Source organism: Pseudomonas mendocina (assembly GCF_900636545.1).
Classification (GTDB): domain Bacteria; phylum Pseudomonadota; class Gammaproteobacteria; order Pseudomonadales; family Pseudomonadaceae; genus Aquipseudomonas; species Aquipseudomonas mendocina.
In genome coordinates this window covers 2,595,872-2,614,323 of record NZ_LR134290.1, presented here as the reverse complement: position 1 = coordinate 2,614,323, position 18,452 = coordinate 2,595,872, and the positions used below count along the sequence as shown (strand labels likewise).

Below are 18,452 nucleotides of genomic sequence, written 5' to 3'. Positions count from 1 at the left end.
ACCCTGGGTGGGAGGGGCTTTAGCCGCGATTGCCGTTAAAGCCCCTCCGGCTACAAGTCCGGGGCCTTGTTGGCCGGAGCAGAATCATCACTGCCAAGGCACATCTCGGTCTCTGTGGGAGGCGCTTCAGCGGCGAGGCTCATTGCGCCGGCCGCAGAATCAGCGTCGCCAACGGCGGCAATTGCAGATTCAACGAATCGGACTGGCCGTGAGCGGCCAGGTGCTCCGTGTGCAGCTCACCCTCGCTGCCAGCGCCCGAACCGCTCCAGCGGCGTTCATCGCTGTTGAGCAGCACCTGCCAGCGGCCAGCGTGCGGTACGCCGACCCGGTAGCCATCGAGCACCTGCGGGGTGAAGTTGTGCACCACCAGCAGCGGCGCGCTGCCCTCGCCGCCCTTGCGCAGCCAGGCGAACACGCTGTTGCGCGCGTCATCACCGATAACCCATTGAAAGCCGCTGTCCTGGTCATCGAGGCGGTGCAACGCCGGTTCTTCGCGGTACAGGCGATTCAGCTCGCGTACCAGCGCCTGGGCAGCCGCATGCTCCGGGTACTGCAGCAGGTACCAGTCCAGTTGCTGGTCGTGGTTCCACTCGCCCCACTGGCCGAACTCGCAGCCCATGAACAGCAGCTTCTTGCCCGGGTGGCTCCACATCAGGGCGAGGAACAGGCGCAGGTTGGCGAATTGCTGCCAGCGATCACCGGGCATGCGCCCGAGCAGCGAGCGTTTGCCATGCACCACCTCGTCATGGGAGATCGGCAGGATAAAGCGCTCGGAGAAGGCGTAATGCAGGCCGAAGGTGATCTGGTGGTGATGGTGCAGGCGGTACATCGGGTCCTGCTGGATATAGCTCAGGCTGTCGTTCATCCAGCCCATGTTCCATTTGTGGCTGAAGCCCAGGCCGCCCTGCTGCACCGGGCGACTGACGCCAGGCCAGGCGGTGGATTCCTCGGCGATCATCAACGCGTCGGGCACTTCGTTGCGCACCACCTCGTTGAGATGCTGGAGGAATTCGATGGCCTCCAGGTTCTCGCGCCCGCCGTGGCGGTTGGGAATCCACTGCCCCGCTTCACGCGAATAATCGCGATAGAGCATCGACGCCACCGCATCCACGCGTAGGCCGTCGACGTGGTACTCGCGCAACCAGTACAGCGCGCTGGCCAGCATGAAACCGTGCACCTCAGTGCGGCCGAGGTTGTAGATGCAGGTGTTCCAGTCCGGGTGAAAACCCTCGAACGGGTGCGCGTACTCGTACAGCGCGGTGCCGTCGAACTCGGCCAGGCCGTGGGCATCGTTGGGGAAATGCCCAGGCACCCAGTCGAGAATCACGCCGATGCCGGCGCGGTGGCAGCGATCGACGAAGGCAGCGAAGCGTTGCGGGCTGCCGAAGCGTGAGGTGGGCGCGAACATCGACAGCGGCTGGTAACCCCAGGAACCGCCGAACGGGTGCTCCATGATCGGCATCAGTTCGATATGGGTGAAGCCCAGGTCCTGCACGTAGGGAATCAGCCGTTCTGCCAGTTCGTCCCAGTCGGGTGCATGATCGTTATGCCATTGCCAGGAGCCGGCATGCAGCTCGTAGATCGCCAGCGGTGCCTGCGGAGCATGGCGTTGCTGGCGTTCGCTCATCCACTGCTGGTCCTGCCAGGCAAAGGCTTCATCCTGTGGCACCTTCGAGGCGGTGGCCGGCGGTACCTCGGTGGCTTGCGCCATGGGGTCTGCGCGCAGCGGCAGCACACCGTGCTCACCGAGAATTTCGTATTTGTAGCATTCGCCGGGCTGCAGCCTCGGGATGAACAGCTCCCACACGCCCGCCGGGTAGCGCAAACGCATGGGGTGGCGGCGCCCGTCCCAGCTGTTGAAGTCGCCAACCACCGACACCCGCCGCGCATTGGGCGCCCAGACGGCGAAGCGCACCCCAGGCACGCCTTCATGCTCTACCGGTGCCGAGCCCAGGCAGCGCCACAGCTGACGGTGGTTGCCTTCGGCGAACAGGTAGAGGTCGGTATCACCCAGCAGCGGGCTAAAGGCATAGGGATCTTCTGTTTCCTGCACGCTGCCCGGCCAGTGGATGCGCAGGCGGTAGCGCTGCGCCTGGGGCAGCTGCAATTCGAACAGGCCCTGCGGGTCGCTGCAGTGCATGCGCCCCAGCGGCGAGCCGTCGCTGGCCAGCAGCTCCACCGCGTCGGCACCGGGCAGCCAGACTCGCACCAGGCTCTCGTCGCCCTGCGGGTGAGGACCAAGGAAGCTGAACGGATCGCCATCTTCGGCGCGCTGCAGGCGCTGCACTCTGTTTTGATTCAAGGTCGCACTCCTAGCAATTGGTTAGCGAGATCCACCAGCCCCTGCAACGGGACATCGATCCAGTCGGGGCGGTGGCCGCTTTCGTAGACGATTTCATAGACAGCCTTTTCCAGGCAGAACAGGTCGAGGGCGGCGCCCTCGCCTTCGCGTTCGTGCCATTCGTGGGGCAGGCCGTTGGCGGCCAGACGATAGGCATCGAGAAAGGCACTGCACGCTTGCTCGCGGTAGCGTGACACCACGTCGCGAACTACCTGCTGGGCGTCCGCCGCGCCTTCCACGCCGCCGGCGTTGCGCTGGGCTACCGCGGCCGCGTAGTCGAAGGAGCGCAGCATGCCGGCAACGTCCTTGAACGGACTGTGGCGCTGGCGGCGCTCCTCCAGCGAGCGGTTGGGCTCGCCCTCGAAGTCGATGATGTAGGCATCGCCCTGCACCACCAGGACCTGGCCCAGGTGAAGGTCGCCATGCACCCGTATGCGCAGGCCACCTGCCGCCTGCGTTGCCAGGCGGGTGACGGCTTCCAGCAAGGATTTCTCCCTGGCCAGCAGCCAGTCGGCCTGTTCGGCTGTCGCCGGGCTCAGGGCGTCCCGCTGACGAGCCAGAGCCTGCAAGGCTTCCTGCAGCTGCGCCGTGATGGATTTGGCCCAGTGGGCGCTGTCGCGCTCGCCGCTGAGCTGATAACCGAAGTCCGGATTCTCAACCGGCCGCGCCAGTACCGCGTGCATCTCGCCGACGCGTTTGCCGAGCACGCCGGCGAACTGTTGCAGTTCGCCCAACGCATCGACATCCGGATCGGCGGTACCGCCGGCCAACTGATCGCGGATGGCGCGGTCGAGGGTGTTGAGCGTCCATTGCCAGGCGTCGCCCTGATTGTCCAGATAACGTTGCATCACCATCAGTGTATGGGGCTGGCCTTGCTCGTCGACCCGCACCACTTCGCCAAGAAATGGTGCGACGTTGGCGTAGCCGTGATCGGTCAGAAAACGCCCCATCTCCACTTCCGGGTGGATACCGGCGAAGCCGCGACGCAGTAGCTTGAGCAGCACCTGCCCTCCGATCAGCGCCGAGCTGTTGGACTGCTCTGCGGAGAGCAGCTTGAAGTCGTTCTCGTCGATACCTTCGAGTGCCAGCAGCGCCGCCTCGGCGCGGAACTGCAATTCGCCGCCAGCGCTGCGCAGCACTGCCTGCTCACGCAGCAGGCGCAGAACCTGCTGGCTGAACTGCGGCAGGCTGAAGGCATCGGTCAGCAGCTCCACATGGCGACCCCGGCGCAGCCGGGCCAGCGCCAGTTGCTGTGGTAGATCGTTACCCTCGGCGCGTTCCGGCACGGCCGCCAGCGGCAGGCGGTAATGCTCGACGCCGCCCCCCCCGTCACCTGAACCTCGGCCAGCAGCGGCGCGTTGGCGTCGTCGCCAAGCGGCATCACGTACAACACGCTGACGGCCGGGCGCTGTTCACCCGCGAACCAGCGGCGCTTGGGCAGATACAGCGGCAGCGACTCGCGCTCCAGCGTCTGCCGCGCGCGCCCGTCCATCACTTCGCTCAGGGTGCGACCCAGCACCAGGGTCTGTAGCTCCGGCATACGCTCCACCGGTTTCAGGTGCCAGCTGGGCATCTGCGAGGCGTCGGCCAGGTAGAACCAGTAGAAACCATACGGCGGCAACGTCAGCAGGTAGGTGAGCTGGCCAATGGGTGGGAACGAGGCGCCGCCGATCATTTCCACCGGCACCCGGTCGCGGTAGTCGGCCAGTTCCAGCTCGACGGCCTGGGCCGCACTGGACAGGTTGGCCACGCAGAGGATCTGCTGCTCGCTGCCGTCCTCGCCGCGATGCACGCGCAGGTAGGCCAGGATGCGCCGGTTGCTCGGCGTCAGCATCGTTAGCGTGCCACGGCCAAAGGCCTTGTGCTGGTTGCGGATGGCGAGCATACGCCGCGTCCAGTTGAGCAGCGAATGCGGGTCGCGCGCCTGCGCCTCGACGTTGATGGTCTGGTAGCCGTACAGCGGGTCCATGATCGGCGGCAGCACCAGGCTGGCCGGGTCGGCACGGGAAAAGCCACCGTTGCGGTCCACCGACCACTGCATCGGCGTACGCACGCCATCGCGATCGCCGAGGTAAATGTTGTCGCCCATGCCGATCTCGTCGCCGTAGTACAGGGTCGGCGTGCCGGGCATCGACAGCAGCAGGCTGTTGAGCAGCTCGATGCGTCGCCGGTCACGCCCTACCAGGGGCGCCAGGCGCCGGCGAATGCCCAGGTTGATCCGCGCACGGCTGTCGGCAGCGTAGTAGTTCCACAGGTAATCGCGCTCGTCGTCGGTGACCATTTCCAGGGTCAGCTCATCGTGGTTGCGCAGGAAGATGGCCCACTGGCAGTTGGGCGGAATTTCCGGGGTCTGGCGCAGGATGTCGGTGATCGGAAAGCGGTCTTCCTGGGCGATGGCCATGTACATCCGCGGCATCAGCGGGAAGTGGAAGGCCATGTGGCATTCGTCGTCCTCGCCAAAATACGGACGGGTGTCCTCCGGCCACTGGTTGGCCTCGGCCAGCAGCAGGCGATCCGGGTAGCGTGCATCCAGTTCGGCGCGGATGCGCTTGAGCACGGCATGGGTCTCCGGCAGGTTCTCGCTGCTGGTGCCGTCACGCTCGATCAAGTACGGAATGGCGTCCAGGCGCAGGCCATCGACGCCCATGTCGAGCCAGAAGCGCATCACCCCGAGCACGGCTTCGAGCACCTTGGGATTGTCGAAATTGAGGTCCGGCTGATGCGAGTAGAAGCGGTGCCAGAAGTACTGGCCGGCCACCGCGTCCCAGGTCCAGTTGGACTTCTCGCTGTCGATGAAGATGATCCGTGTGCCGGCGTACTTCTCGTCGCTGTCGGACCAGACATAGTAATCACGAGCCTTGGAGCCCTTCTTCGCCCGGCGTGCGCGCTGGAACCAGGGGTGCTGATCGGAGGTGTGGTTGATCACCAGCTCGGTGATCACGCGCAGGCCGCGCCGGTGTGCCTCGGCGATGAAACGGCGGGCGTCGGCCAGGCTGCCATAGTCCGGGTGGACATCGTTGTACTTGGCGATGTCATAGCCGTCGTCACGCCGTGGCGAGGGATAGAACGGCAGCAGCCAAAGGGTGTTCACCCCCAGCTCGGCGATGTAGTCGAGCTTGTCGATCAGGCCCTGAAAGTCGCCGATGCCGTCGTTGTTGGCGTCGAAGAAGGACTTCACGTGAACCTGATAGATCACCGCGTCCTTGTACCACTGCGGGTCGTTGAGGAAGGTCTTGCCGGCGCTGCGCTTGGCCATGGTGTTACTCCGTTGTTCAGCGGGCGGTCTGGATTCGCCAGATGCCGAAAGGCAGGTGCCAGGGTTCGATGCGCATCCACTGCACCTTGCCGTGCCAGGTCCAGCGGTGGCCGTTCATCAGGTCTTCACCGGCCAGCGAGGCATCGTCTGGCAGGCCCAGTTCCCACAGCGGCAGTTCGAAGTGCGCTTCCTGGGCGTGATGCGGATCGAGGCTGATGGCGATCAGGATGAAGTTGCTCAGATCAGCCGTGCGCTTGCCGAAGTAAAGGATGTTGTCGTTCCACGCGGTGTAGGCCTGGAAGCCCAGATGGGTCTGCAACGCCGGGTTCTCGCGGCGAATCTGGTTGAGCCGGGTGATCTCGGCGTTGATGTTGCCGGGGGCCTGGTAGTCGCGTGGGCGCAGCTGGTACTTCTCCGAATCGAAGTACTCCTCCTTGCCCGGCACCGGCTCGGCCTCGCACAGCTCGAAGCCCGAATACATGCCCCACAAGCCGGAGCCCATGGTCGCCAGCGCGGCGCGGATGAGAAAGCCGGGCCGGCCGCTGCGCTGCAGGAAATAGGGATTGATATCCGGCGTGTTGACGAAGAAGTTCGGCCGGTAGCAATCGCGCCAGGGCGGCTGGTTAAGCTCTTCGAAGTAGGCCTGCAGCTCGGCCTTGGTGTTGCGCCAGGTGAAGTAGGTGTAGCTCTGGCTGAAGCCGAGCTTGCCCAGGCGCGCCATCATGGCCGGGCGGGTGAAGGCCTCGGAGAGGAAGATCACCTCGGGATGGCGTTCACGCACGTCGGCGATCAGCCATTCCCAGAACGGCATCGGCTTGGTGTGCGGGTTATCGACGCGAAACAGTGTCACGCCCTGCTCCACCCAGCCCAGCACCACGTCGCGCAATGCCAGCCACAGGTCGGGCATGGCCGCTTCGGCGTAGAACTCGACGTTGACGATGTCCTCGTACTTCTTCGGCGGGTTCTCGGCATGGCGAATGCTGCCGTCCGGGCGCCAGCTGAACCAGCCGGGGTGCTGCTCGAGCCAGGGGTGATCGGGCGAGCACTGCACGGCAAAATCCAGCGCCACCTCCAGGCCATGTTCACGGGCCACGCGCACCAGCGTGCGAAAGTCTTCCAGGCTGCCCAGCTCGGGGTGCACGGCGTCGTGGCCGCCCTCCTCGCTACCGATGGCGTAGGGGCTGCCGGGGTCGTCCGGGCCGGCGCTCAGGCTGTTGTTCGGCCCCTTGCGATGGCTGCGGCCGATGGGATGGATGGGCGGAAAATACAGCACGTCGAAGCCCATGGCGGCGATCTCGGGGATGCGCGCCTGCACGTCGGCGAAGGTGCCGTGGCGGCCCTCCTCGCCCAGCGAGCGGGGAAACAGTTCGTACCAACTGGCGAACTCGGCCAGGTTGCGTTCCACGTCCAGCGGGTAGTTGGCCGTGCGCAGCAGATGGGGCCGATATTCGGCGCGGCGCATCAGCTCATTGACCGAAGGATCGATCAACACCGCCTCGCGTTCAGACTGCGATTGCGAGGCCTCCATGCGTTCGATCAGCGCTGTAAGCTCGGCACGCAATGGTTCCGGGGCCTGCGCGGCGATACGCCGGACCAGCTGCGCGCCCTCCTGCAGTTCGAGCTCTACCGGCACACCCGCACCGAGCTTCTTCACCAGTTCCTGGCGGAAGCTGGCGTAAACGTCCAGCCAGGCCTCGATGGCAAATTCACCACGGCCCTGCTGGTCGATGCGCAGCTCTGCGCTCCAGCGATCATTGCCCAGCGCCTGCATCGGCGTGCGCTGCCAGGTAGCTTCGCCGCCCGCGCGCCACAGCAGATCAGCGGCCAGTTGCTCATGGCCATCGCTGAATATCACCGCACTGACCGGCAACGGCCGGCCGCTCAGGCATTTGCTGGCGAAGCGGCCGCCTTCGATGATCGGCTGTACCGCTTCGATGGCGATTCTGGGTTGGGCAATGGCGTGTCTGACGGTCTGGTCGGCATGCTGCGGGGACGGCATCTTTCCTGGCTCCTCTACGCCTGGCAGACGTGTTCGAAGGGATGGGCAGGCAGGTTTGCGACAGCGCGCGAAGCGCTGCACCTGTCAGAAATTCCGAGGCGAAGGCAGTGGGAAAAGTTCAGGCAGTTTTTGCCCGTTCACCGGGCTGACGGTTATCGCCTGTCGCCCGGCTTTTCATCGCCCTGGTCGTCCGGCTTGGTTCTGGTGCCTGGATCTACCATCAGTGGCATGAGGTGTAGCACCACCAGCACAATCACCGTGGACAGCACGGCGGTGGCCTCGCGCCCGAGGCCGACCGCCACGCCGATGGCGGCCGAGGCCCACAGGCCGGCTGCGGTGGTCAGGCCTTTGACGTCGGAAATGTTCTGGCCTTTGAGGATGGTGCCGGCGCCGAGAAAACCGACGCCCGCGGCGATGCCCTGGATCACCCGGCTCATTGCATCGGCTTCGGCGCCGTCCTGCTCCAGGGCCATGACGAAGATCGCTGCGCCGAGGCAGACCAGCATGTGCGTGCGCATGCCGGCGGCCTTGCCCATCACCTCGCGCTCGTAGCCGAGCAGCCCGCCAAGGAACATGGCCAGAAGCAGGCGCAACGTGGCACGAGTGATGTGCTCCACCTGGCCGAGGTCGGAGAACTCCTGCATCAGGGTGGTAAGAATTCGTTCGAGTATGTCCATCTTCGTTCGATCTCCTGGGACGCTTTCCTTCTGAGCGACGTTGATGCCTGGAGGTTCGAACAATCGCCGCCGGTCATCCGAAACCGGGAACCAATTAATCAGGGCGCATTCACTTCCTTTACCTCACAACCAGCCGGGAGAACGCTCATGCCCCGTGGCAGCAAAGACAAATACACCGACAAGCAGAAGCGCAAGGCCGAACACATCGAGGACAGCTACAAGGAACGCGGCGTCCCCCAAGACGAGGCCGAGGCGCGCGCCTGGGCCACGGTCAACAAGCAGTCCGGCGGTGGCGACAAGGCTGGCGGTTCCGGACAGACGACCAGCGCGACCAGCAAGCAGGCTGCACGCAAGTCCTCGGCGCGGCGTGCAGCCGCTACTCGCGAAGGTACACCCCGCCCCGGTCAGCGCCTGGAAGCGATGACCAAGACCGAGCTGATGGACTTGGCGCGCAAGCGGGATATCGCCGGGCGCTCTCGCATGCGCAAGGAAGAACTGTTGCAGGCGCTGCGCAAGGCCAGTGCCTGAGAGGGGCTGCTGTTCACGCGATCAGTGCCCTCGGCCCTCTCCCCCAGCCCCTCTCCCATGAATGGGAGAGGGGAGCAAACGCGTGCCTCCAGTGAACAGCATTAGCGCCTAGGGAGCCTGCTCGCGTTCACGCGCCACGCGCTCGCCGCAATCGCAGCCGGCGCTCTGGCACTGGACCAGGCCCTTGGGATGTCGCTGCATGCAGGCCTCGCAGCAATACAGCAGATCTTCGCCCGCGACTTCGTGCACCCATTCACGGGACTCGACCGGGCAATCGCAATGTGGGCAGGCGCAGGTTCGTGCGTTCATGGCTTGCGCTCCTCGTCGGTAGGTACCACTTCATCGGTCCAGGGCTTGCCGTCGATGGGGGCCGAGCGCGCCAGCTCCGCTTCGTCGAGGCCAAAGCCACCGCCGACCTGCGATTCGTCGACCACGCTCAGTTCCTCATCGTTGGCACCGTCGCCACCACGTTCGAGCGGCGAGCGCGCGCCGCTGTCGTCGATCAGGGTGTCCGGACTGAGATCGTCGAGGCTGACGTTGTCCTCGTGTTCGCTTTCGCCGAGGGTCGCGGCGCCGGTCAGGCCGATCTCGTTCTCGGCGCTGGACGATGGTCGCGCGGACTGCCGCAACGAGGGCTCACCCGTGCCAAGGCTGTCGTCGTCATCGCTGAAGTCCAGCGCCTGTTCATCGATTCGTTCCGGGGTGGGACCTGGAGTCGTGTCTTTCATGGGATGCCTCCTTCGAACGATATGGGCCAAGCATGGCGACGGCGCAGATGCGCCATCGCCCTTACGCTCGGTTCAAGGCGAGATCGGATCGCTGGCCGGGAACGTTTCTTCGACGGCATGATCCAGCCGGTTTTCCTGGCGCCCTTTCAAGCTGTCCATTTCCTTCTGCAGGCGCGGCAGTGCGGCGCGCAGTTCGGCCACCCGCTCACGCAGGCATTCCAGCTCGGCCTTGGGGTCGCTGATCAGCCCCTTGACCACGCAGTGGCCAGTCAGACCGCGTTGCAGCAGTGCGGCGCCGCCAAGGGCCTTGAGTACACCCGAGGTGCCGCCCTGGCAGACGCCGGCGACGATGGCAGTGGCGCCCGTGGCGAGCGATACGGCACGTTCAACACGATGGACGTTTTGGGTCAGTGACATGGCGTTTCCTCCTGATGGTTCATGACGAATGCCGATTGCGGCGCCCGTGAGATTTAGAAAGCCTCGCCGACGCCAAAGGTTCAGAGAATCGGGCCAGCGGCCGCTTGGTAGCCTCGGTTCAGGGCCGCAGAATCACCTTGCGGCACTGATCGCGGCGCGAGTCGAACAGGCGATAGCCTTCAGCCGCCTCGGCCAGCGGCATGCGATGACTGATGATGATTTCCGGGTTCAGGTCGCCACGCTGGATGTGTTCCAGTAGCGTGGGCAGCAGCGGGTGGACATGGGTCTGGCCCATCTTGAAGGTCAGCCCCTTGTCGAAGGCATCGCCAAACAGAAAGCCGTGGATGAAACCGGCATAGACGCCTGGCACGCTGACCGTGCCGCCGCGGCGAACGGCCGCGATGCACTGGCGCAGCGCCACGCCGCTGCTGGCTTCCAGCTTGAGCGTGGTCAGCACGGTTTCGGTGAGGCTGCCCTTGGCCTCGAAGCCCACCGCATCGATCACCGCATCCACGCCACGGTGCCCCGGCGTCTGTTCGATGATGGCGCTGGCTGGATCATCGATCACGTCGAAATTGATCGGTATCACCCCGTAGGTCTGCTGAGCGTAGGTCAGACGGTAATCGTGATGGTCGACCATGAAGATCTGCTCGGCACCGAGCATGCGCGCGCAGGCTGCGCTCATCAGACCGACCGGGCCGGCGCCATAGATCGCCACGCGACTGCCCGGTCTGACTCCTGCGTTGACTGCAGCCTGGTAGCCAGTGGGCAGGATGTCGGTGAGGAACAGCACCTGCTCGTCGTCGAGTACGTCCGGCACCTTGAACGGGCCGGCATTGGCCTTGGGCACGCGCACCAGCTCGGCCTGCCCGCCCGGCACACCGCCGTACAGGTGGCTGTAGCCGAACAGCGCCGCGCCTGGCGGAATCTGCTTCTTGTTGAGAATCGCGCCACGCCCCGGATTGGTGGTTTCGCACGCCGCGTGCAGGTCCATCTGGCAGAAGAAGCAGTCGCCGCAGGCGATGACGAAGGGCACGATGACCCGATCGCCCTTGCTAACCGCGGTGACCTGCGGGCCGACCTCCTCGACCACGCCCATGAACTCGTGGCCGAAGATATCGCCGTCCTTGACCTGCGGAATCTTGCCGCGATACAGGTGCAGGTCCGAGCCGCAGATCGCCGTGGCGGTCACGCGCAGGATGATGTCGTCGGGTTGTTCGATGACGGGATCGGGCACCCGCTCCACCCGCACGTCGTGGCTACCGTGATAGGTCAATGCTTGCATGAGGCTTCTCCCGCAAAAGGCATGTTCCTATTCCGAAATCGCTGCCGGGCGGATGTTCAGGCTATTTGCCGAACGTCCTGCAGGGCCGTCTGCTGCATCAGCGTATCGACCACTTCGCCCACGGCGGCGCGATGATCGGCGCCGCCGCTGCGGGCACGCCGATAGAGGCCAAGCTGCGCTTCGGCACTGCCGCCGATACGTGCCAGCTTGCGCGCATGTGCCATGACCCAGCGGTCCTCGGGCGCGATCTGCTCGGCGACGCAGGCCAGTACCTGCTCCAGCCAGGCCGCGAACGGCAAGGTGCTCCGGCTGCGCGGTTCGATGAACAGACCGCGCAGGCCACGGCGCTTGGCACGCCAGCGGTTTTCCAGGGTGAGAATGCGCGTCAGCGGGTCGTCGAACCAGTCATGGTGCGGGGCATCCAGCGCATGGCCGAGCATGGCGCGGAACAACCCGGCGATGCACAGGGCGTCCTGCAGTTGCGGGCAGGCGTCGGCGATACGCAACTCTAGGGTAGGAAAGCGCAGTGACGGGCGGATGTTCCACCACAGGTTGACGGCCGAGCCGATGCAGTCGGTCGCGGTCATCACCTTCAGGTAACGCTGGTATTCGGCGTCATCGCGAAAGTGATCGGGAATGCCCATGCGCGGCCATTCATCACAGACGGCCTGGCGGTAGCTCATCAGACCGCTGGGCCGGCCATCCCAGAATGGCGACGACGCGCTCAAACCCAACAGCAATGGCAGCCAGGGCGTCAGCCTGTTCATCAGACGAATGCGGTCGATGCCTTCCGGCACCCCGACATGCACATGCAGGCCGGCCAGCACGCTGCGGCTGGCGACGATGCGGTAATCGTCGAAGATCGCCTGGTAGCGCGCCATGTTGGTGGCCTGCACGCTGCGCCATTGCCCCAGCGGATGGGTACCGGCGGCGAGAATGCCGCAGCCGAACTCGCTGGCCAGTTCGGCCATGGTGCGGCGCGCCTGGCCGAGAAATTCGCGCGCCTCGTCGAGGCTGTGCAGCACCGGGGTCACCACTTCGAACTGCGCGGCGAACATCTCGCGCGTCACGCGCGGGCCCAAGGCGCGGCGGCTGGATACGGCAAAGGCCTCGACCCCCTGCTGCGCCACGCAACGACTTGCCAGGTCGGTCAGAAAGTACTCTTCCTCGATGCCGAACGTGCTCGTGCTCATGCCCCACCTACTCCCAGGATTCCTGCAGTTGAGGACGTGTCTGCGGCTTGGGTTCAACCTGTTTGCGGCAGCGCCGGGTGAGGCGAATTTAGGTGGAATCTTTGTTTAGGCCGGGCCCTCCTAGACAGAACATGGCACCCGTTCTTCAGGAGACTTGACCCATGTCGATCGCCAGTTTCATCGACACGCCTGCCGCGCAACGTATTTCCTTCGTTCCTGCCACCGGCCCCTGGCAAAGCCTCTATCGCCAACTGCTGGACGAACCCGAGCCGGGTCATCCGCAAGCACGTGAGTTTCTCCAGGAGTGTCTGCAGGAGGTCGAGCAGTTGCCCTGCGAACTGCCGGCCAGCCCCTATGAGCTGGCCGACTGGTCGTTGCGTCAACATCAACGGGTGACCGCCGATTACGCCAGTTACCTGGAAGGACGCCGCTCGGGGCAGGGCCGCCGTTTCTTTCCGCGCAAGGCGCATGCGCTGCATTTTCTCCGCGCGGTAGCGCCAACCAAGCTGGTCGACGGTGCCTGGCTCTACGGCACCCTGCCCCACTGGCGTGATCACCGTGTGTATCCCCTGGTGCGGACCTACCTGGAAGAGCTGGGCGACGGCGTGCCACAGCAGAATCATGTGCTGCTCTATCGCCAACTGCTGGCCAGCCAGGGCTGTGAAGATGCGCTGGAACTGGAGGACGTGCTTTATCGCCAGGGGGCGATCCAGCTGGCCCTTGGGCTGCTGGTCGAGGAGTTTTTGCCCGAGGTGATCGGCTACAACCTTGGCTACGAACAGTTGCCGCTGCATCTGCTGATCAGCGCCTTCGAACTCAATGAACTGGACATCGACCCCTACTATTTTCAACTGCACGTGACCATCGACAACGGCTCCAGCGGCCATGCCGCCAAGGCCGTGCAAAGCGTGCTGGACAATCTGCCGCGGGTTGGCGACGCCCAGGCTTATTACCAGCGCGTCATGCGCGGTTATCTGCTCAACGACCTAGGCATGGGCTCCACCGCCGTGATCGACAGTTTCGATCTGGAGCAGCAGGTACTGCAGATGCTCGAACGCAAGCGCAAGGTGGCCAGCCAGGTGCATTCGGACTACTGCCGTATCGAAGGGCGTACGGTGAACCAGTGGCTGGGTAGCTCCGGTGACGTGGCGGGTTTTCTCGAAGCGCTGCAGCGCAACGGCTGGATAAGACGCGACAAGGACCCGGCCGACAGTCGTTTCTGGCGTCTGGTACAAGGTCAGGGCGCGGCGATGTTCGGTGTATTCAGCCCCTACGAGCGTCAGCTGCTGCACGACTGGATCGCGGGTGACTGGCAGCCAGCCGAACAGCGCACGCCGTTCCGAGCGCGCCGCATGAGTCAAGCCGCTATGCCGTCCGAAGGGGGTACGCAACATGGCGAGCTGGATCGCGAGCGCCGCGAAATGCTCAGGCAGTTACAGGGCCTGGATGCCTACCGACGCGAGTGCCGCCTGATCGAATTGCAGTCGCCGGCCCAGCACTGGAGCAGTGCCGGCCTGGCGGCTACCCGCACCTTCACGGCGTTGATGCGACAACCGCGCTGACTCAGGAGCCCGCTTATGCTCGAACAGACCTTCGATGCCACCCAAACCCTCGCCCTGCTGCGTCTGGGCACCTTGCTACGCGCACGTCGCTACCACTTCGTCACGCCTACGCCGCTCACCCACCAGCGGGTCAATCAGCGCCCGGACAATGCCCGGGCGAAGGATTTGCGCGACGTATTCGGTTGGAGCCGGCCTTTCGCCGATGGAACGCTGGATGAGGAAATCGTCGCGGCCATGCGTGAAGCGCAGGTACTGCAGCCTCACGCTCTGGGCTGGATCAGCCAGGTGCGCTTCTCCAGCCTGGGCGACGAACTCTATGTGCACTCGCCCTTTCCCACCGAGGAAAGCGACGCGGTGTTCTTCGGCCCCGATACCTACCGCTTCACCCGCCTGCTGCGCGATTACCTGGCGCACGCCAACCAACCGCTGCGGCGCATCGCCGATATCGGCTGCGGCGCGGGCCCGGGTGCGATCACAGCAGCGCAGCTGCGACCGGGAGCCGAGGTCATGGCGCTGGATATCAACAACAAAGCCCTGGCCATGACTGCGGTGAATGCACGCCAGGCTGGCATCTACAACCTGCGCGTACAGCGCAGCGACCTGCTGCGGGATGTTCCGGGCCAGTTCGATCTGATCATCGCCAACCCGCCTTATATGCTCGACTCGCAACAGCGAACCTATCGCCACGGCGGCGGCAAGCACGGTGCCGGATTGTCCCTGGCGATCTTCGATACGGCGATGGAACGCCTGGCACCTGGCGGTACGCTGCTGTTGTATACCGGCGTGGCGATCTTCGCCGGCGAGGACCCGTTCCTAAACGCCATTCGCCTGTCGCTGCGCGATACCGGCTGGGACTGGGATTACCAGGAGATCGATCCGGATGTGTTCGGCGAGGAGTTGCAGAAGCCCGAGTACGCTCAGGCCGAGCGTATTGCCTGCGTGGCGTTGCGGCTTACCTATCAACCCAGCCTGCGCCAGCGTTAGAGCAGCGCCTGCCATGCGCAGGCGCCGCCCTTGAGCGTCAGGCCGCCTTGGCCTGCGCGCTGCTCTTCAGCGACTTGCGCAGCACTTCCATCGACTCGCCCAGTTGCTCCAGCTGCTGTTTGCTCAGCAGCTTGCGGGCCTGAGGGAACATGTCGCGTTCCTCTTCCTCGATGTGGTGTTCGAGTAGTTCCTTGAGCACCTTGACCCGACCGGCGAACTCGACCGTAGACGGCGGTGTTTCCTTGATATCGGGCAACACCAGCGCCTCGACGGCACGGTGCTCTTCCTTCGCTTCGACGGCCAGCACCGCTTCGTCCTTGCTGCCCGCTTGCCTGAAGGCCGGATAGAAAATCTGCTCTTCGAGCTCGGTATGGATCTTCAGCTCCTGCTCGATCTTGAGCAGCAGCTTCTTGCGCGTCTGCACCGCTCGTTCAGTGGTTTCTTCGAGCTTGCTCAGCAGGTCTTTGACGGTTTCGTGGTCCTTCTTCAGCAGTTCGATGGCATTCATCGTCTTGCTCTCCTGAGGTCTACTAATCACATCGTTAGAAAAGCCTGGGCCCGCTAGCAGCGGGCCCAGGGTGAGCGTCACGAGTCGCGAGCGCCGTGGCTTTTCTGGCCACCCTTGCGCCCGGCCTCGGAGGCTCTCTGGCGGTCATTGGCGAAGTTGCCGCCGCTGTTCTTGCCACCTTTACGGCCGGCTTCGGAAGCCTTTTCACGATCGTTTGCGAAGTTACCCGGATTTTTGTTGGTCGCCATTGCTGGTACCTCCTGAGAGTTTTTCGCGAGGCGTTATTGCCTCTACCTAATTTCAGGCAGGCGCTTCGCCGACTCGTTCAGGCTTTTTTAATCAGCCATTGACCACGCTGCCGCCGTTTACATGGAGCATCTGCCCGGTGACGTAAGAGGCGTCGTTACTGGCCAGATAGACGAATGCCGGCGCGACCTCCGACGGCTGTCCGGGGCGCCCCAGCGGCGTGTCGGCACCGAACTCGGAAACCTTTTCGGCACTGAAGGTGGAGGGAATCAACGGCGTCCAGATCGGCCCCGGGGCAACGCCGTTGACCCGTATGCCACGCGGCGCCAGGTTGATCGACAGCGACCGGGTGAACGAAGTGATCGCCCCCTTGGTGGAGGAATAGTCGAGCAGCATGGGATTGCCCTTGTAGGCCGTCACCGAACTGGTGTTGATGATGCTCGAGCCCGGCTGCAGGTGCTGCAGCGCGACCTTGGTCAGGTGGAACATGGCGAAGATGTTGGTGCGAAAGGTCTGTTCCCACTGCGCTTCGTCGAGTGCCTCGAGGTTGTGCTCGGGGTGCTGTTCGCCAGCATTGTTGATAAGGATGTCGATGCGTCCCCACTTGGCGATGACCGCATCGACCACGCACTGGCAGAAGTTGCCGTCGCCCACGTCACCGGCCAGGGCGACGGCTTCGCCGCCATGCCGGTTCACTTCGTCGAGGGTTTTCTGTGCGTCCGCGTCTTCGTTGAGATAGACCAGCGCGACTTTGGCGCCTTCGAGCGCGTAGTGCACGGCGACGGCGCGGCCGATGCCGCTGTCGCCACCGGTGATGATCGCCACCTTGCCAGCCAGCTTGCCAGCGGCGCGATAATCGTCGGCGAGGTACACCGGCTCGGGGTGCATGGCGTGCTCGACGCCGGGCTGTCGCTCCTGATGCTGAGCGGGCAGTGTCTTGTCGTTCATCTTCACTCCTCCCTTCGGGTAAGCGTTCAGACGGCCTGCAGACGTGGGCTGGCCATCACCGGGTGGGTCTTGTGGCGGTTCTCGAAGCAGAAATTGGTGGCCTGCACATAGCCTTCGGCCGAGCCGCAGTCGAAGCGACGGCCCTTGAACTTGTACGCCAGCACGCAGCCCTGCTGGGCCTGTTTCATCAGCGCGTCGGTGATCTGGATTTCGCCGCTCTTGCCCGGTTCGGTCTGCTCGATCAGCTCGAAGATATCCGGTGTGAGGATGTAGCGGCCGATGATCGCCAGGTTCGACGGCGCATCTTCGGGATTGGGTTTCTCCACCATGCGCTCGATGCGGAAGATGTCGTCACGCAGCGCTTCGCCGGCGATCACGCCGTAACGCGAAACCTCCTCCATCGGCACCTCCTGGATGGCGACGATGGAGCAGCGGAACTGTTCGTAGAGCTTGACCATCTGGGCCAGCACGCCGTCGCCTTCCAGGTTCAGGCACAGGTCATCGGCCAGCACCACGGCGAACGCCTCGTCGCCAATCAGCGAACGGCCGGTGAGGATGGCATGACCGAGGCCTTTCATCTCGATCTGGCGGGTATAGGAGAAAGTGCATTGGTCGATCAAGTGGCGCACACCGCTCAAGGATTTTTCCTTGCCGGTGTTGGAAATCTCGTGTTCCAGCTCATAGCTGATATCGAAGTGGTCTTCCAGCGAACGCTTGCCACGGCCCGTGACGATGGCAATTTCATGCAGCCCGGCTTGCAGTGCTTCTTCGACGCCATACTGGATCAACGGGGTGTCGACTACCGGGAGCATTTCCTTGGGCATCGACTTGGTAGCGGGAAGAAAACGGGTGCCGTAACCGGCTGCGGGGAACAAACATTTCTTGATCATGGTTCTCTACCAGTTGAATGACTCGGTAATAGAACTTGACCTATCTGAAGTGCTGGCGGTTCAAGGAATTTCGCGCGTTTGGCGTTTCGCTGCGGCAGAGGGAAAGGAGGCCCGTAGTGGGCCTCCCCCAGGCTACGCAATCAATCAACTGCGGCCTCCACCGTGGCTGTTCTGGCCACCTTTGCGGCCAGCCTCGGAGGCTTTCTGACGATCATTGGCGAAGTTGCCGCCGCTGTTCTGGCCGCCCTTCTTGCCGGCTTCGGACGCTTTTTCACGATCGTTGGCGAAGTTGCCAGGGTTCTTGTTACTCATGTCGTTTCTCCTCAGTGATGGGCAGAATTGCCCGTGCACTGATTTGGAGAAAGGACCCTGCGCGGACGTTCAGCCTATTTCTCCGCCTCGCTCGACAATCGCTGACGAGCGGTCATGCTCATTTTTCGTCGCGTCGCTGGATGATGGAGATCTTGCCGTTACGCTCGATGATCGCGTAGCGAATCTGGTCCAGACGCTCCAGCCCGCTCTCCCGCGCAGATTCCATGATGTCGTCGAGAGTCAGGCGCGCCTTGTCCATGCGCCACTGCATCGGCACGCCGTCCTCGACGATTATGGTCGGTGACCCATCGAGCAGGCGCGCCAACCAGTCGTTGCGGCGCTTGAGCAGCGAGGCGCCGACATCCAGGGCGATCAGAGTGGTGACCACCAGGATCATGTTGGTAACGGAGAAGTCATCGCCCAGCAGTGCCTGCTGAGTCGCTTCGCCGATGATCAGTAGCAGCACGAAATCGAAGGTGGTCAGTTGCGCCAACGAGCGTCTGCCAGACAGCTTGAACAGGATCAGCAGCGCCAGATAGACGGCGCAGGCACGCAATACCGCATCCATGATCGTCTCC

The 18,452-nt window shown here is 63.9% G+C and carries 17 protein-coding genes and 1 pseudogene; 3 read left to right on the top strand and 15 right to left on the bottom strand.

All coding sequences use genetic code 11. The features are described from left to right. Positions 1-139: 139 nt before the first annotated feature. From glgB to EL191_RS12045, 4 genes and pseudogenes are all read right to left on the bottom strand, one after another. On the bottom strand, positions 140-2,302 hold the full coding sequence (glgB, locus tag EL191_RS12060) for a 1,4-alpha-glucan branching protein GlgB (protein ID WP_080764278.1): 2,163 nt from the start codon (positions 2,300-2,302) through the stop codon (positions 140-142). Continuing rightward, positions 2,299-5,597, bottom strand: a pseudogene (gene treS, locus EL191_RS12055) (maltose alpha-D-glucosyltransferase). Before treS ends, glgB begins: the two are co-directional and overlap by 4 nt. Positions 5,598-5,613: 16 nt before the next feature. After that, positions 5,614-7,596 (bottom strand): alpha-1,4-glucan--maltose-1-phosphate maltosyltransferase, encoded by a 1,983-nt coding sequence (locus EL191_RS12050; RefSeq protein ID WP_041979197.1) that lies wholly within the window; start codon positions 7,594-7,596, stop codon positions 5,614-5,616. Positions 7,597-7,748: 152 nt separating this feature from the next. Further along, positions 7,749-8,273, bottom strand: coding sequence for an MgtC/SapB family protein (locus EL191_RS12045; protein ID WP_041979199.1), 525 nt, complete (start codon positions 8,271-8,273; stop codon positions 7,749-7,751). A 147-nt stretch (positions 8,274-8,420) separates the two neighbouring features. Between EL191_RS12045 and EL191_RS12040 the strand changes: the two genes are divergently transcribed. After that, positions 8,421-8,801, top strand: coding sequence for a Rho termination factor N-terminal domain-containing protein (locus EL191_RS12040; protein ID WP_041979201.1), 381 nt, complete (start codon positions 8,421-8,423; stop codon positions 8,799-8,801). A gap of 108 nt (positions 8,802-8,909) precedes the next feature. On the opposite strand, the gene EL191_RS12035 is transcribed toward EL191_RS12040, so the two are convergent. The 5 genes from EL191_RS12035 to EL191_RS12015 form a co-directional block, all read right to left on the bottom strand. Continuing rightward, positions 8,910-9,110 carry a hypothetical protein gene (locus EL191_RS12035; protein ID WP_041979204.1) on the bottom strand — a complete coding sequence of 67 codons (201 nt, stop codon included), beginning with the start codon at positions 9,108-9,110 and terminating at the stop codon, positions 8,910-8,912. Beyond that, positions 9,107-9,529 (bottom strand): hypothetical protein, encoded by a 423-nt coding sequence (locus tag EL191_RS12030; protein WP_041979206.1) that lies wholly within the window; start codon positions 9,527-9,529, stop codon positions 9,107-9,109. Before EL191_RS12030 ends, EL191_RS12035 begins: the two co-directional genes overlap by 4 nt. Positions 9,530-9,601: 72 nt before the next feature. Next, a complete protein-coding gene (locus EL191_RS12025; protein ID WP_013715553.1) occupies positions 9,602-9,946 on the bottom strand; it encodes a YgaP family membrane protein in 345 nt (114 codons plus the stop codon). A gap of 118 nt (positions 9,947-10,064) precedes the next feature. Beyond that, positions 10,065-11,231: a zinc-dependent alcohol dehydrogenase gene (locus EL191_RS12020; RefSeq protein WP_041979209.1), complete on the bottom strand. Its 1,167-nt coding sequence runs from the start codon at positions 11,229-11,231 to the stop codon at positions 10,065-10,067. A 56-nt stretch (positions 11,232-11,287) separates the two neighbouring features. Continuing rightward, positions 11,288-12,424 carry a carboxylate-amine ligase gene (locus EL191_RS12015; RefSeq protein WP_041979213.1) on the bottom strand — a complete coding sequence of 379 codons (1,137 nt, stop codon included), beginning with the start codon at positions 12,422-12,424 and terminating at the stop codon, positions 11,288-11,290. 161 nt (positions 12,425-12,585) lie between these two features. Here EL191_RS12015 and EL191_RS12010 point away from each other — a divergent pair, with 161 nt between their 5' ends. Then, entirely contained in the window at positions 12,586-13,986 is a 1,401-nt protein-coding gene (locus EL191_RS12010) for an iron-containing redox enzyme family protein (RefSeq protein ID WP_041979216.1), read from the top strand. A gap of 15 nt (positions 13,987-14,001) precedes the next feature. Continuing rightward, positions 14,002-14,970, top strand: a complete 969-nt coding sequence (locus EL191_RS12005) for a methyltransferase (RefSeq protein WP_041979219.1) — start codon at positions 14,002-14,004, stop codon at positions 14,968-14,970. Positions 14,971-15,007: 37 nt separating this feature from the next. Here EL191_RS12005 and EL191_RS12000 read toward each other — a convergent pair whose 3' ends face one another. The 6 genes from EL191_RS12000 to EL191_RS11975 form a co-directional block, all read right to left on the bottom strand. Beyond that, on the bottom strand, positions 15,008-15,478 hold the full coding sequence (locus EL191_RS12000; protein WP_013715548.1) for a hemerythrin domain-containing protein: 471 nt from the start codon (positions 15,476-15,478) through the stop codon (positions 15,008-15,010). Between the two features lie 77 nt (positions 15,479-15,555). After that, complete coding sequence (locus tag EL191_RS11995; protein WP_013715547.1) at positions 15,556-15,726, bottom strand: con-10 family general stress protein; 171 nt, start codon at positions 15,724-15,726, stop codon at positions 15,556-15,558. Positions 15,727-15,817: 91 nt separating this feature from the next. Beyond that, positions 15,818-16,672 carry an SDR family oxidoreductase gene (locus EL191_RS11990; protein ID WP_041979222.1) on the bottom strand — a complete coding sequence of 285 codons (855 nt, stop codon included), beginning with the start codon at positions 16,670-16,672 and terminating at the stop codon, positions 15,818-15,820. 26 nt (positions 16,673-16,698) lie between these two features. After that, a complete protein-coding gene (galU, locus tag EL191_RS11985) occupies positions 16,699-17,562 on the bottom strand; it encodes a UTP--glucose-1-phosphate uridylyltransferase GalU (protein ID WP_013715545.1) in 864 nt (287 codons plus the stop codon). A gap of 144 nt (positions 17,563-17,706) precedes the next feature. After that, positions 17,707-17,874: a con-10 family general stress protein gene (locus tag EL191_RS11980; RefSeq protein WP_013715544.1), complete on the bottom strand. Its 168-nt coding sequence runs from the start codon at positions 17,872-17,874 to the stop codon at positions 17,707-17,709. Positions 17,875-17,992: 118 nt separating this feature from the next. Then, positions 17,993-18,442, bottom strand: coding sequence for a DUF421 domain-containing protein (locus tag EL191_RS11975; RefSeq protein ID WP_041979224.1), 450 nt, complete (start codon positions 18,440-18,442; stop codon positions 17,993-17,995). Between the last annotated feature and the right edge of the window lie 10 nt (positions 18,443-18,452).

Excerpts from the sequence above, each read along its gene's own strand:
- EL191_RS12040 (WP_041979201.1), top strand. The coding sequence starts at position 8,421 with ATGCCCCGTGGCAGCAAAGACAAATACACCGACAAGCAGAAGCGCAAG.
- EL191_RS11990 (WP_041979222.1), bottom strand. The coding sequence starts at position 16,672 with ATGAACGACAAGACACTGCCCGCTCAGCATCAGGAGCGACAGCCCGGC.
- EL191_RS12010 (WP_041979216.1), top strand. The coding sequence starts at position 12,586 with ATGTCGATCGCCAGTTTCATCGACACGCCTGCCGCGCAACGTATTTCC.
- EL191_RS12020 (WP_041979209.1), bottom strand. The coding sequence starts at position 11,231 with ATGCAAGCATTGACCTATCACGGTAGCCACGACGTGCGGGTGGAGCGG.
- EL191_RS11975 (WP_041979224.1), bottom strand. The coding sequence starts at position 18,442 with ATGGATGCGGTATTGCGTGCCTGCGCCGTCTATCTGGCGCTGCTGATC.
- EL191_RS12030 (WP_041979206.1), bottom strand. The coding sequence starts at position 9,529 with ATGAAAGACACGACTCCAGGTCCCACCCCGGAACGAATCGATGAACAG.
- EL191_RS12045 (WP_041979199.1), bottom strand. The coding sequence starts at position 8,273 with ATGGACATACTCGAACGAATTCTTACCACCCTGATGCAGGAGTTCTCC.
- EL191_RS11980 (WP_013715544.1), bottom strand. The coding sequence starts at position 17,874 with ATGAGTAACAAGAACCCTGGCAACTTCGCCAACGATCGTGAAAAAGCG.
- EL191_RS12035 (WP_041979204.1), bottom strand. The coding sequence starts at position 9,110 with ATGAACGCACGAACCTGCGCCTGCCCACATTGCGATTGCCCGGTCGAG.
- galU (WP_013715545.1), bottom strand. The coding sequence starts at position 17,562 with ATGATCAAGAAATGTTTGTTCCCCGCAGCCGGTTACGGCACCCGTTTT.
- EL191_RS12000 (WP_013715548.1), bottom strand. The coding sequence starts at position 15,478 with ATGAATGCCATCGAACTGCTGAAGAAGGACCACGAAACCGTCAAAGAC.
- EL191_RS12015 (WP_041979213.1), bottom strand. The coding sequence starts at position 12,424 with ATGAGCACGAGCACGTTCGGCATCGAGGAAGAGTACTTTCTGACCGAC.
- EL191_RS12005 (WP_041979219.1), top strand. The coding sequence starts at position 14,002 with ATGCTCGAACAGACCTTCGATGCCACCCAAACCCTCGCCCTGCTGCGT.
- EL191_RS11995 (WP_013715547.1), bottom strand. The coding sequence starts at position 15,726 with ATGGCGACCAACAAAAATCCGGGTAACTTCGCAAACGATCGTGAAAAG.
- EL191_RS12025 (WP_013715553.1), bottom strand. The coding sequence starts at position 9,946 with ATGTCACTGACCCAAAACGTCCATCGTGTTGAACGTGCCGTATCGCTC.
- EL191_RS12050 (WP_041979197.1), bottom strand. The coding sequence starts at position 7,596 with ATGCCGTCCCCGCAGCATGCCGACCAGACCGTCAGACACGCCATTGCC.